We start from the raw sequence: 22,661 nt of genomic DNA, 5'->3' as shown, positions 1-22,661 counted from the left end.
ACCCATAAAACAGTATTCAAAGTCATTTTAGAGATCATGCTAAATAAGAATTAAATGATAAGGCAATATCGATAAGATATTAAAAAGGGGAATAGTTTCGCGCTTTAAAGAGAACAGTTATATGCTGTTTTTCTCGAGGTAATAAGGCATAAGAAACCGCGTATAAGATAATCTTCTTTATCCATAAATACACGTAAATTGATTGGGCCGTTATAGAAAATAAGATAATAACGTGCCCAATAAAATTACCTTGAACTAGGATTTGGCTGGAAAAACAGCGTTTGCATAAGAAACACCATTTTCTAGGATCTCAATTGCCAATGGTAGCAGCTTTGAGGGTTTTTCACCGTTATCTTCAGTCGTATAATTTCCTAATACAACGAGGTTCTTATCTTTTTCAGCCCCATGGATATATTTTACGACGGAATTTTTTATAGGCTCTAACTCATAGATCTTTTGATTCAGTATGGAAGCAAAATAGACATCATCACCTTTTTTATAGGCAACAACAGTAACCAAACGTCCTTCTGTTGAGTCAACGACCTTGAGTGTTTCAGGGCTTAATTCATTGTCGTAAATCTCTTTTGCTCTATTAATGAGATGAGCTCTCACTCGATTACCGACTGATGAATCGTTAATATAGTTTTCGATTTGAGCTAACCCATTCATATTATCTATAAACGCTTTATTTTGAAGGTTCTGCGCTTTAATACCACCCTCATAACCGCCGTGCTCACAAACTAAGGCAGGAAAGCTGTCTTTACGGATGCGATTGCCAACACGAACAGAGTTAATTACGATATCGTCACCGATATAGACTTCACTAATAAATGGCCTAAACCCCATAAATTCATTTTGATTATTCTTTGCATTAAACTCACCACAAACGATGGCTTCATCGGCATTCCTATGAACAACAATATCTTTATATTGTATTGAGTCAGGATCAGGATAATGTGTGGCAATCTCTTTTTTTATTGCAGTATGAATTTTATTTTCTGGGGGGGAGCAAGCGAATAAGAGAAAAGAGAGAGGAAAAATAAAAAAATGGGGCAGTTTCATGATCGTATCCAAATGAGTCTGTCATTAATAAAGGCTAACCGCTATTTAATTTTTGTATAAGTATATTATATCAATAAATATTGAGAGATAAAATGTTTGCAGGGTTTGATAAATGTAATATTACTATTTGGGCAACTACAGATTTAAAAATACGGAGAATAAATTGAGAAAAGAATAAGAGTGAAACAAGTCACCCTTATTCGATGATTTTAGGGTTTACGTGCAACGAGGATAGCGCGTAATGGAGCAGGGTAACCTTCGATGGTTTTTGTTGAGTCATTAGGGTCTAGAAATTCTGCTAATGAATCCGTTTTCATCCACTCAGTACGGCGCTGCTCTTCAACTGTGGTGACGGCTTGGTCAACGATCCGCACATCGACAAAACCACATTTTTCTAACCAAACTTTAAGCATTTTAGCCGATGGAATAAAGTAAACGTTACGCATTTGTGCATAACGGTCACCGGGTACTAAGCACTGGAACTCATCCCCTTCAACAACCAAGCTTTCTAAAATTAGCTCGCCTTCACTGACTAATTGATTTTTTAGCTGCCATAAGTGGTCAAGAGGAGAACGACGATGATAGAGTACTCCCATTGAAAATACGCTATCAAAGGCATTAAGTGCGGGGAGCTGTTCGATGCCTAATGGTAATAAATGAGCGCGTTGGTCATCGCCCAGTAATTTCCTAACCGCTTCAAATTGGCAAAGAAACAGCTGTGTAGGATCAATCCCGACGACAAATGAGGCGCCTTCGCCTAACATGCGCCACATGTGGTAACCACTACCACAACCCACATCAAGGATCATTTTATCCTTTAAAGGGGAGATGTGAGGTAAAACCCGATCCCATTTCCAATCAGAGCGCCATTCCGTATCGATATTGATGCCGTATAGAGAGAAAGGGCCTTTACGCCAGGGTTTTAATTGCTCAAGAATACTATTAAGACGGCGAGTTTCCCCTGCGGATAATTCAGGGTCACGTATCGCAGTTACGCTATTTTTTAAATCGAGTTGGGTGGGGGTCATGATGGGTAAATTTTCTAACATTTTTTCCCATGATTTGAATCCACCGTGTAATTGCGAGTTTTTCCACTCGCTAAGTTGAGCGGGTAATGTTTCAAGCCAATGACTTAAAGGGCCTGTTGCAATTTGCTGATAAAAGCGCCCGAAATCAATCATAACTGTGCCTCTTTAAGTGCTAATAAGGAGCCAAAGTTAAAGCATTGGAACCATACTTCACAATGCGTAAAGCCGGCTTGTTTTAACCGTAACTTATGTGTTTCAACAGAGTCGGTCAGCATAACATTTTCTAACATGCTGCGTTTCTGGCTGATTTCTAATTCGCTATAACCATTTGCACGTTTAAAATCATGATGCATATTGAATAACAATTCACCAATCTCTTTGTCTTCAAAATTGAATTTTTCTGACAGCACAAGGATACCGCCGGGTTTGAGGCCTTGATAAATTTTAGTTAATAGCTGTTGGCGGTCATTAGGATTAAGGAACTGCAACGTAAAATTGAGTACCACCATCGATGCATTTTCAATAGGGATATCGCGAATATCACCTTCGATAACCTCGACGGGCGTTGCGGCTTTGTAAGCGTCAATATGACGACGGCAACGTTCAACCATTGCAGGTGAATTATCGACAGCAATGATTTGGCAATGTTGCGCGGTAATATTGCGGCGAATTGACAGCGTTGCTGCTCCCAATGAGCAACCAAGATCATAGACACGGCTGTTTTCGGTGACAAAGCGCCCAGCTAGCATCCCAATCATCGTGATAATGTTTGAATAACCCGGCACCGAGCGCTGGATCATATCGGGAAAGACTTCGGCAACTTTTTCATCGAATTGCCAATCACCTAAGTTGGCAATCGGAGCGCTAAAGAGGCTGTCTTTATTGTTGGATTCCTGACTTGACATAAGATCTGTGTATGTAAAACAAAAGTAGTTGCGGATTGTAGCAGAAAAGGCGCGTAACCTGAAAATCAATCAGTCAAAACAGCAATAAAAGTTTTACGACACTTAAATAAAGTGCCGCGTTGATAATAAAAATTAAAGATTGAAGGAAAAAATTTGGATCCAAGGTAGGTAATAGATATTGGCGATAACCATCAATGTCATGGCAATATAGGTTGCCGCCATGCCTGAGCGACGATAAGAGATATCATGATTTTTCAGGCCATAAGAGTGGAGTATACGCCCTGCGATTAAAACTAAGCCACATAAGTGGATCATCCAAACCTGCGCGCCGTTCATCTCCATAAAAAGCAATAATATCAAAGCAATGGGGATGTACTCTATAGCGTTACCATGAGCGCGAATCGCTGTTTGTAGCTCATAGAAACCCCCATCACCATAAGATACTCGATATTGATTTCTGAGCTTCACAACATTCAACGATAGTTTAAGTAGTAACAAAGCGCCCAGTACAGCATACAGAGAGCTGACCATTTATTCACTCCATTGCTTAACCAAATTGATTCACTGATTGATTAAAACTATTCACTATATTAATAGATATTAGTAAAATTTACTAATAGTATAATGTCTAATTAGTTTACCCTTAAATTAAGGCTCCACAACAACGTAATCTGTTGGTGATTAACTTAATTAATTAGGCCATCTTGTTGTAATTTCGCCATAATGATCGCAGCAGTGGCTGAACATTTTGCTAGGTCATGGCTATCAAACCAAGCAAGCTCCGCAATTTCTGCGGCAGGGCGAGGGGTACCATTATAATGCGCAAAATAGCAACGAATACGTACCTGAGTTCCATCTTGTTTACCATCAGCAGCGCCAATAAATTCATCATAAAATTGAAGAGAATCTTTATGTAAGGTTAAGGTTAACTCTTCTTCAATTTCTCGACATAAGGCTTGTTCATCACTTTCGTTAGGTTCGCGCTTTCCGCCCGGAATATAGAAGAGTGTCTTATTATGAGAACGAACCATTGCTACTTTGCGGTCAACAAGTGTAATTAAGCCTAACTTATCGATAATTTTATTGTCCATTGCCTTTAACTCTTTGTTTTAAGTGTTGGGGCCACTATGATGTGATGTTAATAATATTACTCAAATATAATGAAAACAATGGGTTTTGTATGGTTCCCCATTAGTAGACAGAATCATGCTCCACTAATGGGTAATATAAAATTTTATATGAATTATTTGGCTTTATTAATAATTTCAACTAACTCATATCTGACATTTGGGGCATCAGCAGGCGGATTAGCAACGTCAAATTGTTTGACTTTCAAAGTGTATTGGTAGCCTGGTTCATATTCAAACCCTTGGATATTGCCATAAAAAAATTCCCACTCGGCATTTGGGGCTTGTTTGACTTTCATACATTTCATGGGAGCAACACCAACGCAATCAGCCAATGTTGAATCAATATAAAAAGTTTTTGTGTTATCAGCAGGTTTCACGGTTTGGCAGCCTACAAGCAGTAGAAATAGAGAAGAAACGAAGAGACTTTTTTTCATCGGATGGCCTTATATGCAGTTCAAATAAGTATGATTATAATAAATAACAGCAGGTAATTATTCTTAAATCAATTCAAATTGAACAATTATTTTGCTCGTATGCAGTTAAATAGGTTTTTGTTTGTTATCACATTCATCGTCGTGCAGTGATGAGCTAGAATAACCTAATTATCTATTTTGTTTGAAAATTAAGCATCATTTTGTTTCGAGCGCGTAAGGATAATGGATAACGCAAACACCATTGTCTATGTTGCGGTCATGAAACAGAATAACGCAATTAAATAAACCCGCCTTGCAATATGTACATAATTCGCGGAGTCACTTAAAATCACCAACAGTCATAAATTCTGTTTATAGCCATGTACAGTCATCGTTACGTGTTTCGATTAACTTTTAATCGATTAAAAGATGATTAAAAACAAAAATATTAGCTGTGTCCGCTAATACGTAACTGTTTGTGCAACAGAATTTCCTGTATAATGTCTGCCTTTTTGACATTCTGAATGTTCAGCAAAATGCCAAATTTCCGCAGCAAGTAAAATGCACAACAAGCTGAGTAAAAAAGGATATTGTATGCGTACTAACTATTGTGGGCAGTTAAACATTGCTCATGAAGGCCAAAAGGTCACTCTTTGTGGATGGGTAAACCGCCGTCGTGATTTGGGTGGTTTGATTTTTATCGATATGCGTGACCGAGAAGGTGTCGTGCAAGTATTTTTCGACCCTGAGCGCAAAGACCTCTTTGAAAAAGCTTCGGAATTGCGTAATGAATTCTGTATACAAATTACAGGAACTGTCCGCGCTCGCCCAGATAACCAAAAAAATAAAGACATGGCGACGGGGGAAATTGAAATCTTTGCTGAAGATCTCAACGTTTTTAATAAATCAGAGCCACTGCCGTTAGATAGCAACCAATCTAATACGGAAGAGCGCCGCTTAAAATACCGCTATCTTGACCTACGTCGCCCTGAAATGTCAGAGCGCTTACGCACTCGCGCAAAAATTACCAGCTTCGTCCGTAACTTTATGGACAAAGAAGGCTTTATCGATGTCGAAACGCCAATGCTGACCAAGGCAACGCCAGAAGGTGCTCGTGACTACTTAGTGCCAAGCCGTGTGCATAAAGGTAAATTTTATGCGTTGCCACAGTCACCACAATTGTTTAAACAATTGCTGATGATGTCTGGCTTTGACCGCTATTATCAAATCGTTAAATGTTTCCGTGATGAAGACTTGCGTGCAGACCGTCAGCCTGAATTTACCCAGATCGACGTCGAAACGTCATTTATGACGGCAGAACAAGTACGTGAAATCATGGAACGCATGATCCGCCAATTATGGTTGGACGTTAAAGGTGTTGATCTCGGTGATTTCCCAATAATGACCTTCGCAGAGGCAATGCGTCGCTACGGTTCAGATAAACCTGACCTACGTAACCCAATGGAATTAGTGGATGTAGCTGATATCGTTAAAAATGTCGAGTTTGCCGTTTTTTCAGGGCCAGCGAACGATCCAAAAGGCCGTGTTGTGGCATTGAAAGTGCCTAACGGTGCTGTCATGACTCGTAAACAGATTGATGAGTATGGTCAATTTGTTAGCATCTATGGTGCCAAAGGGCTAGCATGGATGAAAGTAAACGAACGTGCAAAAGGTTTAGAAGGTATTCAAAGCCCTGTCGCTAAGTTCTTAAATGAAGACGTTATTAACCAACTTCTTGAAAGAACAGAGGCCGCTGACGGTGACATTCTGCTGTTTGGTGCAGGAGCAAAAAATGTTGTGACCGATTCAATGGGGGCATTGCGACTGAAAGTAGGTCGTGATTTTGAACTGACAGACTTAAATAGCTGGAAGCCACTTTGGGTGATTGATTTCCCAATGTTTGAAGAGGATGGCGAAGGTGGCCTAAGTGCAATGCACCACCCATTCACTTCACCACGTGACTATTCACCGGAAGATCTGGCCAAAAACCCAGAAGAAGCTGTTGCTAATGCCTATGATATGGTCATCAATGGCTATGAAGTCGGTGGTGGCTCTGTGCGTATCCATCGTAGCGAAATGCAACAAACCGTGTTTAATATTCTAGGTATTAATGAACACGAACAACGTGAGAAATTTGGCTTCTTGCTAGATGCATTAAAATACGGTACACCGCCACATGCCGGTTTGGCGTTTGGTCTCGACCGTTTAGTCATGCTATTAACGGGAACTGATAATATTCGTGATGTTATTGCATTCCCTAAAACAACGGCTGCGGCGTGTTTACTAACTAGTGCACCAAGCCAAGCGAATCCAGATGCACTAACAGAATTAGCTATTTCAGTTGATGCAAAAAACGCTGAAGACTAATTTATTCGACATGAATAGTTTTAAACGCCCAGAGTCGGTGTTAGTGATCATTACCGCTGAAAGCAGCGGTAATGTGCTTATGCTACGGCGCAAAGATGATCCCGATTTTTGGCAATCCGTAACGGGTAGCTTAGAAGATCATGAAGGTGCGTTTGAAACCGCAATGCGGGAAGTCCGTGAAGAAACGGGCTTCCTCCCCCAAGAGGGGCAACTGTATGACTTGGCGCGTGAAGTCACTTTTGAAATTTTTGCGCATTTCAGGCATCGTTATGCTCCCGGTGTAACACATTGCAAAGAGCACTGGTTTAAAATGGTACTGCGTGTTGAACAAGTACCACTTTTGACGGAGCATACTGAGTTTTGTTGGGTTCCACCGCAGAAAGCGGCGGAATTAACGAAATCTTGGAGTAACCGTCAAGCTATTTTAGAATTTGCTATTTAATTATTTTATTGACGTTTTTGGAGATATTTCATGGCAGGTCATAGTAAATGGGCCAACACCAAACACCGTAAAGCGGCACAAGATGCTAAGCGCGGTAAGATTTTTACTAAAATTATCCGTGAGCTGGTGACAGCGGCGCGTTTAGGGGGCGGTGATCCTGCTACTAACCCGCGTTTGCGTGCTGCTGTGGATAAAGCATTATCGAACAACATGACCCGTGATACTTTAAACCGCGCAATTGCGCGTGGTGTTGGGAATGATGAAAACGATAATATGGAAACTATCATTTATGAAGGCTATGGCCCAGGCGGCACAGCGGTGATGGTTGAATGTTTGAGTGATAACCGTAATCGTACCGTTTCTGAAGTGCGTCATGCTTTCACCAAAACAGGCGGTAACCTCGGAACAGATGGTTCAGTTTCCTACTTATTTACTAAGCGTGGCGTTATCACTTATGCACCGGGCGTTGATGAAGATGCCTTGATGGAAGCTGCATTAGAAGCGGGCGCTGAAGATGTTGAAACTTATGACGATGGCGCTATCGACGTTTACACCACACCAGAAACTTTTGGTGAAGTGAAAGATGCTCTGGATGCAGCTGGCTTTACTAGCGAAGCGGCCGAAGTTTCGATGATCCCATCAACTAAAGCAGAGCTGGATGTTGAAACAGCACCTAAATTACTGCGCCTAATCGATATGTTGGAAGATTCTGACGACGTGCAGGAAGTTTATCATAACGGTGATATCTCTGACGAAGTAGCAGCACAACTGTAATCAGCTATCACTCGCGTAGAGAAAGCGGGCTGAATTCAGCCTGTTTTCTCTAACGCATCTCTAATAATAGCTGCTCCTTTATCTACTCTGCGTGGCTTACTGGTTTGCCATCTAGCGCTTTTGTGCATTTTGTCTTTCCTGTCTGTTTTTTTGGCCTAATGATATTGGGAAATAGGCTATTTCTGTGCTTTTTTATCTCAGCTTAGAGAGACTCGCTAGTCATAGTCGCTTATCAATACGATTATTAAGGCACGGCATGAGTATTGTCGCCGCGGAAAGATACAGATAAGATGATATTAAAAGTAATAATGGATATTAATAGGCTTTGATATGGCGATTATTTTAGGTATAGACCCCGGTTCACGTGTAACGGGCTATGGTGTTATCCGCCAACAAGGCAGGCAACTTTTTTATTTAGGAAGTGGTTGTATTCGTACTCAGGTTGATGATTTACCAAGCCGTCTGCAACGTATTTATGCGGGAGTCTCGGAAATTATCACTCAATACCAACCCGATGTATTAGCAATTGAACAAGTGTTTATGGCAAAAAACGCCGACTCAGCCTTGAAATTGGGCCAAGCTCGTGGTGTAGCGATTGTAGCAGGTGTTAATCAAAATATTCCTGTGTTTGAATATGCTGCGCGGCAAGTGAAGCAAACCGTTGTCGGTACAGGCGCCGCGGAAAAAAGCCAAGTACAGCATATGGTTAAATCGATACTTAAACTTTCTGCTAATCCTCAATCAGATGCAGCGGATGCCTTAGCGATTGCCATAACGCATTGTCATTTTAATCAGAATTTGCTTCGTGTTGGCGATCCTCGCTTAGTGTTAACGCGTGGGCGATTAAGATAGTGACTGGATATACGTCCAGCCTTTTTTATGGTATAAACAGCGCTATCAATAAAATAAACTGAGGGCTTCAAGGTGATAGGTCGTTTACGCGGTATTGTATTAGAAAAACAACCCCCCATTGTTTTGTTAGAATTGCAAGGTGTTGGCTATGAAGTCCATATGCCAATGACCTGCTTTTATGAATTACCCGAAATCGGTCAAGAAGCCATTGTATTTACCCATTTTGTGGTGCGTGAAGATGCGCAATTATTGTATGGTTTTAATGACAAACAAGAGCGTGCACTATTCAAAGAGCTGATTAAAGTGAATGGTGTTGGGCCTAAACTGGCTTTAGCGATATTATCAGGGATGTCGGCTCAACAGTTTGTTTCTGCTATCGAACAAGAAGCGATTTCATCATTGGTTAAATTACCGGGAATTGGTAAAAAAACGGCTGAACGCTTGGTCGTTGAAATGAAAGACCGCTTTAAAGGCCTCAATGGTGATCTGTTTAACCAACACAGTGATATTAAGCTGCCGGATGTCAATGTCAAAGTATCAAGCCGCGCTGATATTGAAGCGGAGGCGGCAACCGCACTGGTCGCTTTAGGTTATAAACCACAAGAAGCCAGTCGTATGGTCAGCAAAGTGGCTAAGCCAGACAGTGATTGTGAGTCATTGATCCGTGATGCATTACGTGCAGCACTTTGATTGAGAGAAAATAACGATGATTGAAGCTGATCGCCTAATTTCTGCTGAAGTGATCCATGATGAGGAAGAAGCGATTGATCGCGCGATCCGCCCTAAATTACTCAATGAGTATATCGGGCAGCCACAAGTTAAAGAGCAGATGGAAATCTTTATTCAGGCGGCTAAGTTACGAGGTGATGCTCTTGATCATCTATTAATTTTTGGCCCCCCAGGTTTAGGTAAAACCACGCTTGCAGGGATAGTCGCGAATGAAATGGGGGTAAATTTACGGACGACCTCCGGCCCAGTACTCGAGAAAGCAGGGGATTTAGCGGCGATGCTCACCAACTTAGAGCCGCATGATGTGTTATTTATTGATGAAATCCACCGCTTATCTCCCGTTGTTGAGGAGATCTTGTATCCCGCAATGGAAGATTATCAACTTGATATTATGATAGGGGAAGGGCCAGCAGCGCGCTCGATCAAAATTGATTTACCGCCTTTTACTTTAATTGGGGCAACAACACGGGCTGGCTCTTTAACTTCACCATTACGTGATCGTTTTGGTATTGTGCAGCGCCTTGAATTCTATAATGTCGATGATTTGCAATACATTGTGAAACGTAGCGCTCAGTTTATGGGTGTAGAAATTAGTGAAGAAGGGGCTAGACAAGTCGCCATGCGCTCGCGAGGTACACCGCGTATTACTAACCGTTTATTACGCCGTGTACGTGATTTCGCACAAGTCAAAGGTGATGGCAGCATCAATGAGCTAATTGCTAGCCAAGCACTCGATATGTTGAACGTCGATGCCGCGGGTTTTGATTACCTTGACCGGAAACTGTTAGTCGCCATTATTGATAAATTTATGGGTGGACCTGTGGGGGTTGATAACCTTGCAGCGGCTATTGGTGAAGAGCGGGAAACCATCGAAGATGTTTTAGAGCCATTTTTGATCCAACAAGGTTTTATCCAGCGCACTCCTCGTGGTCGGATGGCAACAGCTCACGCTTATCTACACTTTGGTTTAACTCCGAAAGAAGTTTAAGTGCTTAATGTCAGAAATTTCCCCCTTTACGGATAGGAAAAATAAAGGGGGAATATGATGCTACACGATCATTTACTCATTTGAATTAGGATCAAATGAGTAAGGGGAATCATATAACTCTAATGCTGGATCTGTACGAATCTGATAATTTAAAATATCGTATAAATCAAATGAATTCCAATTTTGGCACTCTTTCTTATTGATTAACTTGTTATTTTTATAAACAGCTAATCCCTTAAATGCCCAGCCGCGCCCCTCGCCTTGATACAACAAATAGCTGTATGGGCCATTTTGAAAACGAATATATAGAGATTCACCAGCAATAAAATGTCCTTGCCCAACAAAAATATTTTTCGCTCCTTTTTCATTAAGCGGTAAGGTTATCTCTGGCTTAGCCAAAGTTCCGTATCGATATTGTGGTGTTTTCCCCGGGTCGACTATCAAGCTAACATACTTTTTATTCTCCAGTTGGCAGGTAAATTCTGCGGCCATCACTGGTGTTGCAGATACCCCAATTATAACCATCCCAAGTAATGTTTTATTCATTTCGATACCTTGATACTTAATATTATTAGAGTATTAAGTATTTATTTTTTATTTTAATTAACGAGATGGTTAAGACTGAAAATAGCAAAAGTGTGAAGTTGATATAAAATAAAACCGCTCAATGGGGTATCACCTATTGAGCGGTAAGAGAAAAGCCTCAGTCGGTATTAATTTTTCGTTTTGACTAATAAGCTAAAGGCAAACAAGATTGCAGCGGTTAAGACCACTGAAGGGCCGGCTGGCGTATCGTAAAACGCGGAGAATGTGAGGCCTCCTGTCACCGATAACATACCAATTAAAATCGCGATCAGTGCCATTTGCTCTGGTGTTTTAGCGAAACGGCGTGCTGTGGCGGCAGGGATAATTAATAAAGATGTAATAATTAGCGCACCGACAAATTTCATTGCGATCCCAATGGTCAATGCAGTGACTAACATCAGTAGCAGACGTAGGCGTTGAATATTGACACCATCAACAAAAGCGAGCTCTTGGTTAACCGTCATGGAAAGCAGCGCCCGCCAGCGCCAGCAAAGTAAGCCGCAGACTACAATCACACCAATAAAGATAGTGATAATATCCTCGTAATTAACCGAAAGGAGATCCCCGAATAAGTATGCCATTAGGTCAACACGCACATTGGCCATTAAGCTGACAACGACGAGACCGAGGGATAAGGCGCTATGAGCCATAATGCCTAATAAGGTGTCAACAGCCAGCTGAGGGCGTCGTTCTAACCACACTAAAATCAAAGACAGCAGCAAAGTGACAGCAATTACGGCATAGAATGGGTTGATATTCAGCAATAGGCCAAATGCCACACCTAATAAAGAAGCGTGTGCAAGGGTATCCCCAAAATAAGACATGCGACGCCATACCACAAAGGATCCTAACGGGCCGGCAGCAATCGCCAATAACATCCCCGCAATCCAACCGGGTAACAGTAACTCAATCATGACGGCACTCCTTATTATGAATATGAGGAGCCACAACGTTACCTTCTAAATCATGTTGATGGTTATGATGGTGGCGATAAACGCCGAGTTGTGATGCGCCACGATAGCCAAACATCGCAACAAACTCAGGGTGGTTCGATACAACATCGGGTGTCCCTGAACAGCAAATATGCCCATTAATACATAATACTTTATCCGTTTTCGCCATGACTAAATGCAGGTCGTGAGACACCATAAGTACAGCACAACCAAGCTCTGTGCGTAATTGGTTAATTAAGTCATAAAGTGCGACTTGCCCATTCACATCAACCCCTTGAGCGGGTTCATCCAGAACCAAAAGGTCGGGTTTATTCAATAAAGCACGTGCTAATAACACACGCTGTGTTTCGCCACCAGACAGTTTCTGCATTGGCTGTGTCAATAAATGGGCGGCTTTAACACGTTCAAGAGCAGGTAACAGTTGGTCTGAACGAACAGCAGGTTTTAGCATTAAAAAACGCTTTACGGTTAATGGTAAGGTGGCGTCTAAATGTAATTTTTGTGGAACATAGCCAATAGACAGTGAAGCGGCTCGCTCAATGATACCTGTAGTCGGCGCTAACAGTCCTAGCACGACCCGAACAATTGTCGATTTGCCCGCGCCATTAGGGCCTAACAAAGTGACAATATCGCCTTTATTTAAGGTAAAGCTGACGTCTTTGAGCACCTGTTTCTCGCCAAAAGAAACGGAAATTTTATTTAAATTCAGTAATGGTTGCATGTGAAAAACATCTTGCAGAATTCATGTTGTGTTATATTATAACATTTCAAAATTAAAATCACGGAAAAAGACGTCTATGATACATAAATCTCAATTCAATGCCCGACAATTTATTTTAGGCGCCGTTGCGGCATCTGTCCTTAGCACAACGTTGGTCACTGCGGCAAAGGCGGATGTTGTGACCTCTATTCGCCCACTTGCCTTTATTGCCGCGGGTATCGCTGATGGTGTGACTGATACTCAGGTCTTGCTGCCAGATGGTGCATCACCCCATGATTATGCGCTTAAACCTTCTGATTTGAGGAAAATTAAACAGGCAGATCTTTTTGTTTGGGTAGGCCCCGATATGGAGATGTTTTTAGATAAGCCACTCAAGACGTTACCACAGGATAAACGTCTGGCGCTGGCAGAACAAGCAAATATTATTCCCTTGCTGATGAAAGGGGATGAGGAAGAGGCGCATGACCATGAACAGGGTGATGAAGCTAATCATGATGAGGATCACGAACATCACCACCACGGTGAGTATAATATGCATATTTGGCTGTCGCCCGAGATTGCAAAACAGGCTGCGTTAGACATTCACGATCGTTTAGTAGTGCTTTATCCTGACCAAAAAGATAAGCTGGACGTAAACCTTCGTAAATTCAATGAAAAAATGACGCAAAACGATAAGAAAATTGTTAATATTTTAGAACCAGCCAAAAACAAGGGCTATTTTGTTTTTCACGATGCCTACGGCTACTTTGAAAAACACTATCGGTTGGCTCCTTTGGGGCATTTTACGATAAACCCGGAAATTCAGCCTGGTGCACAGAAATTACATAAAATACGAACTCAATTGGTTGAGCATAAAGCACAATGTGTTTTTGCTGAACCCCAATTCAGGCCAGCCGTCATAGAGAGCGTAGCAAAAAATACGGGAGTCAAAATGGGAACTCTCGACCCGCTAGGTAGCGGGCTGGAAATAGGACCAGATAGCTATATGCAGTTTTTAACGCAACTGTCTAAGCAATACGCGAGCTGCCTGAATTAAACAAGAAGGAATTGTTTAGTGCAGCAAATGGCTAAAGGGCTTGCGCAGGTTTACGGTAGCCTGTCCAAGTCTCACAAAATAATGTTAGGAACATTAACAGTAGCAACATTGGCCGTCGCGATTTGGCGGCCAGCGCATTTACCATCAACTAACACAGATACTGAAGGTTCAGTCGATACCGTTATTCCTCTTGCATTTGTACCTTTGACTGATGCAACTGATGATATTATTCAAGATAGTAGCGAGCAACTTCCTGATGAAGGCGTCGCTGATAGCACTGACGGTGAAACGGATGGTGCGCCAATCCCCCATGAATATGTTGTTGCAAGCGGCGACAACCTCACTAGCATACTGACTCAATTCGGTATTGAATCAGGTGATGTGGCGACGTTAGCTAATCAACATAAAGCGTTGCGTAATCTAAAAATTGGTCAAACGCTAAACTGGAGCCTGACCGATCAGGGGGAGCTCGACACTTTAACATGGGAAGTTTCTCGTCGTGAGACCCGTGTGTACACCCGTGTTGGTAGCACAAATAAATTTGAAGAAAAGAAAGAGATCCGTTCAGGTGAATGGACAAATAGCGTCCTTGCGGGGGTGGTAAACGGCAGTTTTGCGCAAAGTGCCAGCCAAGCAGGTTTAACACGCAGTGAAGGCCGTGAAGTGATAAAAGCACTTCAATGGCAAATTGATTTCCGTAAACTGAAAAAAGGCGATAAGTTCACCGTGTTAATGAGCCGTGAAATGCTTAATGGACGTAGTGAACAAAGCCAGTTGATCGGTGTTCGTCTACGTAGTGGTGGGAAGGACTATTATGCTTTCCGTGCTGAAGATGGTAAATATTACGATAGCGAAGGTAATGGTTTAGAAAGAGGTTTCCTGCGTTTCCCAACAGCCAAGCAGTTCCGAGTATCATCACAGTTTAACCCACGTCGAGTTAACCCAGTAACAGGGCGTGTAGCACCGCATAAAGGGGTGGATTTTGCAATGCCAGTGGGTACCCCAGTGCTTGCAGTAGGTGATGGTGAAGTGATTGTGTCGAAATATAGCGGAGCCGCGGGGAACTTTATCGCGATTCGTCATGGGCGTCAGTACACCACGCGCTACATGCATTTACGCCAATTACTGGTGAAGCCAGGGCAAAAAGTTAAACGGGGTGATCGTATTGCACTTTCTGGTAATACAGGGCGCTCAACAGGACCACATCTGCATTTTGAAATGTGGGTCAACCAACAAGCGGTTAACCCATTGACAGCGAAATTACCGAGTTCAGGTGGTTTAACTGGTAAAGAACGTAAAGAGTACTTAGCCATGGTTAAAGAAACTAAACCACAGTTAAAACTCAATTAACTCTTCATTACTGGCAGGTACAGTGTATCTGCCAGCTTTCTTTGTAACGCTTTCACTTATTATCATTTTAAGCTATAAAAGAGCGCGAACAGTTCTTTTAGGTACATTATGAATAAAGATAAAGATACCGACAGTAAATTAGGCTATGTGCCAACCTTTCATAAATCCTATTTACATCCTAAATACTGGGGAGTTTGGGCTGGGGCTGGCGTTTTTGCCGCTTTAGCCTATATTCCTGTTAAAATTCGTGACCCCATGCTGGCAAAAGTGGGGAAATGGGTAGGAAAATTGGCAAAAAGCGCAAGGCGCCGCGCAAAGATAAATCTATTATATTGCTTCCCTGAGCTTACCGAGCAGGAAAGGGATCAATTAGTGGATAGAATGTTTGAAACTGCACCTCAATCGTTTGTGATGCTTGCAGAGTTATGTATTCGTGGCGCTGATAAAACGTTAGCAAGAACACATTGGCATAACCAAGAGATTATTGATAACTTAAAGCAACAAGGCAGTAATGTTATTTTTATGGTGCCACATGGGTGGGCTGTAGATGCTCCAGCCATGTTACTTGCTGCAAAAGGCTATAAAATGGCGGCAATGTTTCACCACCAAAAAAACCCAGTAGCAGATTATTTATGGAATAAAGCACGTTACCACTTTGGTGGTCGCTTACACTCTCGAGAAGCAGGAATTAAACCTTTCATTGCTTCTGTACGGCAGGGATATTGGGGGTTTTATCTTCCCGACCAAGATCACGGCGAAGAGCATAGTGAATTTGTCGATTTTTTTGCGACTTATAAAGCAACATTGCCTGCTGTGGGCCGCCTAATGAAGGTATGTAAAGCGAAAATTGTGCCTCTGTTTCCGGTGTATGATCATCGTACTCATCAACTGCATATTTATATCCGTGAGCCTATGGATGATATTGATGGGCAGGATGATGAATATATTGCAAGAAGGATGAATGAAGAGCTGGAATATCTCGTCGGTCCAAATCCTGAACAATATACTTGGATACTTAAGTTATTGAAAACACGGAAGGGGGATGAAATTGAACCCTATCAACGTGATGATCTATATCGATAGTTTTACGTTCAATTCACTTAAATAATTATATTTTCTATGAATAGCACCTCGACTGAATTGTTATGTTAGAGGTGCTTTTTTTATATTTGGGGAATGCCTTACCTAAGAATCACCAATCTTTTATTGATTGGCTAATTATGATAATAATTTAGTTAATTGAGAAGTGAATAGAAAAAAAGATATTTATTTTTCTCTTTTATACTTTATTTATGATCGCTATTTTATCGATTTGCCTTATATCAAATGTTTTATAACACCATGATAAATAAGTGAATTATATATTTTTGGGGTTTGTTTATAACTTATTTTTTGTAAGGTTATAACTGCTTAACTGCATAAAACGAAGCCTTTTATCGAGCGGAAAGGTCAAAAATCCTTATCAATAGTTAATATCAATTATATGGTAAATGAAATACACGTAAAAGGTTATTTTTATGAGATGATATAAATTGTTGTAATGCAGATAATGTGAGTTTAGTTGATAGCGCGTATTTGTCAGAGTAAAAATAGGCAATCAGAGGTGGAAGGTTGTATTGAGATGCTCATACATTTGCGTTATTTTTCTTTGTAACTAAAGAGTCGTGTGTATTGATGAATGATAATGGAGATATAAGTTTTTTCTCTTTTTCATAAGCTCACTAGAGTTAACCGTTAACTTATTGGAACAGTAATAAGATTAATCTAATAGAGCACTAGTTTGATAAAATTTTGATGAAATAAGTATTAATTAAAAAGGTCATATTGTCTGCCATTCCCCCCTAGAACCCCACATTTGCTAATAAATAACAAAAAATTATTAGATTAATATCCTGATTTTCTTTACTCTCAATAGGTGTTTAACGAGCCATAAATTTGCAAGCATTTGACGAGAACATTAAATGTTAAATCATAATTTAATTTAAAGTTAAACATCATACCAAATATTTATTAATAAAATAATTAATTAATTTAAATTACGCTGGGATTTTTTTAATGATTTAACGCTAAGACAAAACGCTATATTAACGAATAGTTTTTATGTTTTAAATATAAAATAAATGGCAATAAATTTATTGTATATTTTATTTTTACTGATGATTAAATGATGGAAGAAATAAGAGTAAGTTTAAATTAATAAAGCCCAAAAAAGAGATTCTTTTTAACTAAGATGAAATTTGTACTAAAAAACATACAGACTTAAATAATATTTAACTAATGATGACAAAATGATCTGTAAGTGCATATACCTATTAACGGTGATGAAATATGTTGCTATATTTTTATTAAATAATAAAAATTGAGTCCAAAACTCTATTTGGAGACGCTATGGAAAAAACGAGAACGACATTGGACCAATGGATTACCTTGCAAGCTGTTGTAGATTGCGGGGGATTTGCACAAGCCGCTGAAGTATTACATCGGACTCAATCCGCTATTAGTTATACAATCAGCAAACTTGAACAAACACTAGAAATTGAAATCTTTTCATTAGAAAAAAGACGCGCTGTTTTAACACCGAAAGGTGAAATGTTATTAGCGTTATCTCGGGAGTTAACGAATAAAGCGATATTATTGGAAACAAAAGCTAAATTACTGAATAGTAAATGCAATATAAAGATTAAACTCGTGATAGACACGCTTTATCACACAGATAATCTTTTAGATAAAGTGGCTAATTTTATTAAAAGGCATAAAGATTATGACATTGATATAATCAAACAAAACATATCTAAATCAGATGTGTTTGCTTTAAAGGATTATGATATTTTGATTACAGATCAGCATGTTGAGACTTTAAATCCTATTTTTTTAGAAACGGTTGAATCTGTTATTGTGACTTCACCTGACCATATATTACAGAGTATTGAAGAATCTAACTTATTGGATTATCTATCTAAATATACAAAAGTTGTTCTTGATCCTTCATTGGAAGATACCGTTAAAAGTGCACAAACTATCAGCGCTGCATCACTAGAAACAGTTATTAAACTTGTCGAAAATGGAACGGGCTATACATGGTTGCCTAAAAATCTAATAAAAAACCAGTTGAATAATCATTCACTAAAACAGCTAAAAATTGCCAATAAAAATATTTACTATGATTTTTATATGTATGTGAATAAAAATTCATTGGTGCAAGATGTTTTAGGTGAATTTATAAACCATTTAGAGTTAACTGAGATTAAATAAACGTTAATCATTAAATGAGTAATCAAAAATAAACATTAAGTGTTTCGATATAATAACAAAAAATTCAATGTAACAAGATATTAACTAAATTAAATTGTGATGCTATATTTCGCTTGCACTCATGCACTGAGTAAATATTTATTAGTGCTGTGGCAATTAACATCAGAATATCTAATTATAGGAATCGATATGAGTATTCTAAAAAAATCCCTAACTGCTTTAGGGGTGGCTTTAGCTGTAACAACCGCTCCAGCTGTTTTTGCTTCAGGAACAATTGACTTTACTGGTGAAATAACTGATTCAGCTTGTGCAGTAGATAGTAGCTCTCAAAACTTAACGGTTGACCTTGGTAAAGTGTCAGTGAAAAGTTTAGCAGCAGCAGGGCAAATTGCTGGTTTAAAAGATTTTACTATTAAACTCATCGATTGCCCTGAAAATGCTAAAGTGGCAGTAAGATTTGGTGGCTCTCGTGATAACGATGACCGCGATATTTTACAAATAGCACAAGCTGGGGGTCACGCAACCAAAGTAGGTATTGCTTTATTTGAAAAGGATGCGACAACACAAATTAAACTATTTGAAGATTCAAAATTAGTTGAATTTAAAAATGCAGCAGGTGATTCAGTAGAATTGAATTACGTAGCTCGCTATAAAGCAACAGGTGCTGCAACTGCTGGTAAGGCAGATGGTACGGCTGTTTATAGCATTCAATATCAATAATAAATATATACCCTAAATAATTTGAGTTGCATCTAAAAGACAGACCTACATATTCTGAGAAGCATCGTTATTTAATGCCTCTTGGAGGGGATGGTGCACGTCAATCATGAGGCAATTTGAATATAGTGTGTATAGAGGGTAACGCTGTTACCCTCTCATTTTTAATAAATAAAATGGCCGAATTATGAAAAAAATAATTTTTTCAGCAGTTTTTCTTTTATTTTCTATTTCTCATTTTGCTTCTGCGGCGGGTGTCAGTGTGGGAGGAACTCGTTTTATCTATCAAGAAAATAAACGTGAAATTGATATCCCTATTTTTAATAGTGATAAAGAAAAGCCATTCCTTATTCAAACTTGGGTAAGTCCATTTGAAGGTGAAGGAAAAACACCATTTATTGCAACGCCACCATTATTTCGCATCGAGCCAGATAGTAATGCTGCTGCACGTATTTCTTATGTAGGTGAACCTATTGGTTCAAACCAAGAAAAATTATATTTGCTTAATGTAAAATCAATACCACCTAAAGACGTTAAAATTGAAAATCAATTACAGATTGTTATCAATTCTCAGTTTAAACTATTTTTAAGATCAAAAGATATTGTTCCATTTGACTTTAATAAAGTTGAAATTATCAAAAAACCTGACGGTATTATTATTAATAACGATACTCCCTATCATTTATCAGTTAGGGATATATTGGTGGACGGGAAAAACATCCAAGGCGGTGATCTCGTTTACCCTCATACAAAAGAATACATTGTTAAACACAGCATAAATAATAATCAAAAAGTTGTTGTTAAATTTATTAATGACTATGGCGCGATTATTGATAAAACATCTAAATAAGAGTATAAAAAATGTCTGCCTCATGTTTTAAAAATAAAAGTTTATACCACTCAAAAGTTTTTATTGCAGTCAGTATTATATTATATTCTAACAATACTAAAGCAGATGATGTTTTTGACATTAATGCAATCAATACAGGGATTGAAAGCCACGTTGCGGATGTAAATAATTTAGATTATCTGTCATATTCGGGAGGGCAGCTACCCGGAACTTATCATGTCGCTATTTATATTAATAACAAATTTGTTGATGAACAAAATTTACGCTTTATCTTTGATAAGCAAAATAAAAAGCTTGTTCCTGAAATAGCAAAGAAGATGCTATTAAGCTGGGGGGTTAAAAATACCGCGAGCCAAGCTTTTAGCGATGCAAAAGATGATCAAGCAATCACTGATATCGCCGCGACTATACCCGGTGCGTTCTATAAATATGACTTTGGGAATGGCCGCCTTAATATCAGTATTCCTCAAATAGGGTTAGATAATTATAGCCGCGGTTACGTTGATCCTAAAGAGTGGGATGATGGTATTAATGCCGCCTTCGTAAATTATAATATCCGACACAGCCAAAATTGGTATAAAGATCGTGACGATACCAATAACACATTTATTGGCTTACGCAGCGGTATTAATTTTGATGTGTGGCGATTGAGAAACCACAGTACTTATAGCCGGACTTCAGGGAAAACGGATTGGAATAATCTACAAACTTATGTGGAAAGGGATATTCGTCCATTAAAAAGTCACTTAACGATTGGTGAAACAGCATCGGATAACGGTGTTATGGAAAGTAACCCTTATCGAGGCGTAAAGCTAGCCTCCGATGAAAGTATGTTACCGCAAAGTCAACGTGGGTTTGCGCCGGTAGTTAAAGGCATTGCTCAAACGAATGCTGTTGTGACGATCCGCCAAAATGGTAGCGTGATTTATCAAACGACAGTACCACCCGGCGAGTTTGAAATAAATGACCTTTATCCTACGTCATATAGTGGTGATTTGGATGTACAAATAGAAGAAGCAAATGGAACGATCCGTTCGTTTATTCAACCTTTTTCTGCCGTTCCTATGATGCAGCGAGCGGGATCATTAAAATACAGCATTGATATTGGTAAATACAATGTTGATAACGCGCTTCGGAAACCTAATTTTGCGCAAGCCTCTGCTATTTATGGTTTGCCTTATAACTTGTCGGTTTATGGTGGTTTTATTTTATCAAAGGACTACCAAGCTTATACCGCAGGGACAGGGATCAACTTGGGGAGTATTGGGGCAATTTCAGCCGATGTGACCCAATCTAAAACAGAACTACTTGATAAAACGAATGCGCAAGGTCAGTCCTATCGAGTGCAATATTCGAAATATATGCCAGGAACAGGTACGTCATTTTCTCTTGCATCTTATCGCTATTCGACAAAAGAATATTACGATTTTTCTGCATCAAATAATGACCCTTATGAGAGCGGAAGAAAGAAACAGCAGTTCCAAGCTTCTATTTCTCAGTCATTAAAAGATATTGGTTATTTATCCATTAATGGTTATCAACAATATTATTGGGATAGAAGCGGCGTCGATAAAAATTTAACCGTAGGCTTTAACTCTAATTATCGACAAATAAACTATGGTATTTCTTACTCTTATACTAAGCAGGAACATACTAATAGTAAAAACGAAATGTTATCTATCAATTTTAGTGTTCCATTTACGCTTGGACAAAAAAATAACTGGGTCAATTATCGTTACAATACTAGCCAGAATGGTGATTCGATTAGTTCGGTCAGTGTGAGTGGTACACGTTTAGAAGATAACAATTTGCAATTTGATATCACGCAAAACTATAACCATAGCCGACATGAAAATAGCGGTTCGGTGAGTGGTAATTATATTGTTTCATCAGGAGAGTATAACGGGGGCTATAGTTATGACCCACGTTATCAGTCCGCTAATATCGGGGCAACTGGCGCGTTACTATTACACTCTGGTGGTATCACCCCAGCTCGAGCGATTTATGACTCTGCGGTTTTAGTCAAAGCCAATGATATTAATGACCTGAAAGTCAATAATGCGCAGTCGCTTTATACTAACTCTTGGGGATATGCTGTTGTACCGAGTGCTACACGTTATGAAAGGAATAAGATCAGCGTTGACCCTTCAACATTAACAGGAAATAACGATGTTGGGTTAAGCACGACAACAGTTGTACCAACTCGTGGTGCTATCGTATTAGCCGACTTTAAAGGTAAACGTGGTGCGAGAGTCATGCTTAAATTAACTCACCATGATCAACTCATTCCATTTGGAGCACAAGTGTCTGTTTTAGTTGATAAAGAAGAGGTTACAACAGGTATTGTCGCTAATGATGGTGAAGTCTATTTAAGTGGTGTACCTGAACAGAGTCGTATTGTTGTCAAATGGGGAAGTCATGCGGATCAGCAGTGTGAACTGCCACTTCAGCTTGATTTAAGTAACGACAAAATTCAATTTATTGAGCGAATTTGCCAATAGGAGCAG

General features: G+C 39.6%; 22 protein-coding genes. 13 read left to right on the top strand and 9 right to left on the bottom strand.

The annotated features are described in order from the left end of the window. Window positions 1-255 precede the first annotated feature (255 nt). The 6 genes from PR675_RS09460 to PR675_RS09435 form a co-directional block, all read right to left on the bottom strand. The gene (locus tag PR675_RS09460) at window positions 256-1,062 is read right to left on the bottom strand and encodes a hypothetical protein (protein ID WP_060560582.1); all 807 of its coding nucleotides are present in this window, start codon (window positions 1,060-1,062) and stop codon (window positions 256-258) included. 209 nt (window positions 1,063-1,271) lie between these two features. Continuing rightward, entirely contained in the window at window positions 1,272-2,243 is a 972-nt protein-coding gene (cmoB, locus tag PR675_RS09455; RefSeq protein WP_004919439.1) for a tRNA 5-methoxyuridine(34)/uridine 5-oxyacetic acid(34) synthase CmoB, read from the bottom strand. Further along, on the bottom strand, window positions 2,240-2,995 hold the full coding sequence (gene cmoA, locus PR675_RS09450; RefSeq protein ID WP_004919440.1) for a carboxy-S-adenosyl-L-methionine synthase CmoA: 756 nt from the start codon (window positions 2,993-2,995) through the stop codon (window positions 2,240-2,242). The genes cmoB and cmoA overlap by 4 nt, the downstream gene beginning before the upstream one ends. Window positions 2,996-3,127: 132 nt before the next feature. Next, complete coding sequence (locus PR675_RS09445; RefSeq protein ID WP_004919441.1) at window positions 3,128-3,526, bottom strand: MAPEG family protein; 399 nt, start codon at window positions 3,524-3,526, stop codon at window positions 3,128-3,130. A gap of 155 nt (window positions 3,527-3,681) precedes the next feature. After that, complete coding sequence (locus PR675_RS09440) at window positions 3,682-4,086, bottom strand: NUDIX hydrolase (protein WP_004919442.1); 405 nt, start codon at window positions 4,084-4,086, stop codon at window positions 3,682-3,684. Window positions 4,087-4,238: 152 nt separating this feature from the next. Beyond that, a complete protein-coding gene (locus PR675_RS09435) occupies window positions 4,239-4,559 on the bottom strand; it encodes a DUF4377 domain-containing protein (RefSeq protein WP_004919443.1) in 321 nt (106 codons plus the stop codon). A gap of 573 nt (window positions 4,560-5,132) precedes the next feature. Between PR675_RS09435 and aspS the strand changes: the two genes are divergently transcribed. From aspS to ruvB, 6 genes are all read left to right on the top strand, one after another. Continuing rightward, window positions 5,133-6,905: an aspartate--tRNA ligase gene (gene aspS / locus PR675_RS09430; RefSeq protein WP_053110887.1), complete on the top strand. Its 1,773-nt coding sequence runs from the start codon at window positions 5,133-5,135 to the stop codon at window positions 6,903-6,905. Window positions 6,906-6,915: 10 nt separating this feature from the next. After that, window positions 6,916-7,347 (top strand): dihydroneopterin triphosphate diphosphatase, encoded by a 432-nt coding sequence (gene nudB, locus PR675_RS09425; protein ID WP_169342169.1) that lies wholly within the window; start codon window positions 6,916-6,918, stop codon window positions 7,345-7,347. 30 nt (window positions 7,348-7,377) lie between these two features. After that, a complete protein-coding gene (locus PR675_RS09420) occupies window positions 7,378-8,121 on the top strand; it encodes a YebC/PmpR family DNA-binding transcriptional regulator (protein ID WP_004919448.1) in 744 nt (247 codons plus the stop codon). A 330-nt stretch (window positions 8,122-8,451) separates the two neighbouring features. Next, window positions 8,452-8,973: a crossover junction endodeoxyribonuclease RuvC gene (gene ruvC / locus PR675_RS09415; RefSeq protein ID WP_004919450.1), complete on the top strand. Its 522-nt coding sequence runs from the start codon at window positions 8,452-8,454 to the stop codon at window positions 8,971-8,973. A 72-nt stretch (window positions 8,974-9,045) separates the two neighbouring features. Beyond that, the gene (gene ruvA, locus PR675_RS09410) at window positions 9,046-9,663 is read left to right on the top strand and encodes a Holliday junction branch migration protein RuvA (protein ID WP_004919453.1); all 618 of its coding nucleotides are present in this window, start codon (window positions 9,046-9,048) and stop codon (window positions 9,661-9,663) included. Window positions 9,664-9,679: 16 nt separating this feature from the next. After that, on the top strand, window positions 9,680-10,690 hold the full coding sequence (gene ruvB / locus PR675_RS09405; protein WP_004919456.1) for a Holliday junction branch migration DNA helicase RuvB: 1,011 nt from the start codon (window positions 9,680-9,682) through the stop codon (window positions 10,688-10,690). Window positions 10,691-10,762: 72 nt separating this feature from the next. Here the strand turns inward: ruvB and PR675_RS09400 are convergent, their stop codons facing one another. The 3 genes from PR675_RS09400 to znuC form a co-directional block, all read right to left on the bottom strand. Then, window positions 10,763-11,236 (bottom strand): hypothetical protein, encoded by a 474-nt coding sequence (locus tag PR675_RS09400; RefSeq protein WP_060560583.1) that lies wholly within the window; start codon window positions 11,234-11,236, stop codon window positions 10,763-10,765. A gap of 167 nt (window positions 11,237-11,403) precedes the next feature. Further along, the gene (gene znuB / locus PR675_RS09395; protein ID WP_014658292.1) at window positions 11,404-12,189 is read right to left on the bottom strand and encodes a zinc ABC transporter permease subunit ZnuB; all 786 of its coding nucleotides are present in this window, start codon (window positions 12,187-12,189) and stop codon (window positions 11,404-11,406) included. Next, on the bottom strand, window positions 12,182-12,949 hold the full coding sequence (gene znuC, locus PR675_RS09390) for a zinc ABC transporter ATP-binding protein ZnuC (protein ID WP_004919464.1): 768 nt from the start codon (window positions 12,947-12,949) through the stop codon (window positions 12,182-12,184). The genes znuB and znuC overlap by 8 nt, the downstream gene beginning before the upstream one ends. A 76-nt stretch (window positions 12,950-13,025) precedes the next feature. Here znuC and znuA point away from each other — a divergent pair, with 76 nt between their 5' ends. From znuA to PR675_RS09355, 7 genes are all read left to right on the top strand, one after another. Continuing rightward, window positions 13,026-13,985 (top strand): zinc ABC transporter substrate-binding protein ZnuA, encoded by a 960-nt coding sequence (gene znuA / locus PR675_RS09385; protein WP_004919466.1) that lies wholly within the window; start codon window positions 13,026-13,028, stop codon window positions 13,983-13,985. 27 nt (window positions 13,986-14,012) lie between these two features. After that, window positions 14,013-15,335, top strand: coding sequence for a murein DD-endopeptidase MepM (gene mepM / locus PR675_RS09380; protein WP_154598745.1), 1,323 nt, complete (start codon window positions 14,013-14,015; stop codon window positions 15,333-15,335). A 108-nt stretch (window positions 15,336-15,443) separates the two neighbouring features. Beyond that, entirely contained in the window at window positions 15,444-16,418 is a 975-nt protein-coding gene (lpxM, locus tag PR675_RS09375; RefSeq protein ID WP_004919471.1) for a lauroyl-Kdo(2)-lipid IV(A) myristoyltransferase, read from the top strand. Between the two features lie 1,305 nt (window positions 16,419-17,723). Continuing rightward, window positions 17,724-18,587: a LysR family transcriptional regulator gene (locus tag PR675_RS09370; protein ID WP_040133096.1), complete on the top strand. Its 864-nt coding sequence runs from the start codon at window positions 17,724-17,726 to the stop codon at window positions 18,585-18,587. A 189-nt stretch (window positions 18,588-18,776) separates the two neighbouring features. Next, window positions 18,777-19,307, top strand: coding sequence for a fimbrial protein (locus PR675_RS09365; RefSeq protein WP_014658296.1), 531 nt, complete (start codon window positions 18,777-18,779; stop codon window positions 19,305-19,307). Window positions 19,308-19,491: 184 nt separating this feature from the next. Then, window positions 19,492-20,154, top strand: coding sequence for a fimbrial biogenesis chaperone (locus PR675_RS09360; RefSeq protein WP_004919478.1), 663 nt, complete (start codon window positions 19,492-19,494; stop codon window positions 20,152-20,154). 11 nt (window positions 20,155-20,165) lie between these two features. Beyond that, entirely contained in the window at window positions 20,166-22,655 is a 2,490-nt protein-coding gene (locus PR675_RS09355; RefSeq protein ID WP_040133097.1) for a fimbria/pilus outer membrane usher protein, read from the top strand. Window positions 22,656-22,661: the final 6 nt, after the last annotated feature.

It is taken from the genome of Providencia sp. PROV261 (assembly GCF_028477945.1).
GTDB classification, from domain to species: domain Bacteria; phylum Pseudomonadota; class Gammaproteobacteria; order Enterobacterales; family Enterobacteriaceae; genus Providencia; species Providencia stuartii.
Note: the sequence above shows the minus strand (reverse complement) of the source record. Positions and strands in the feature narration are given on the sequence as shown.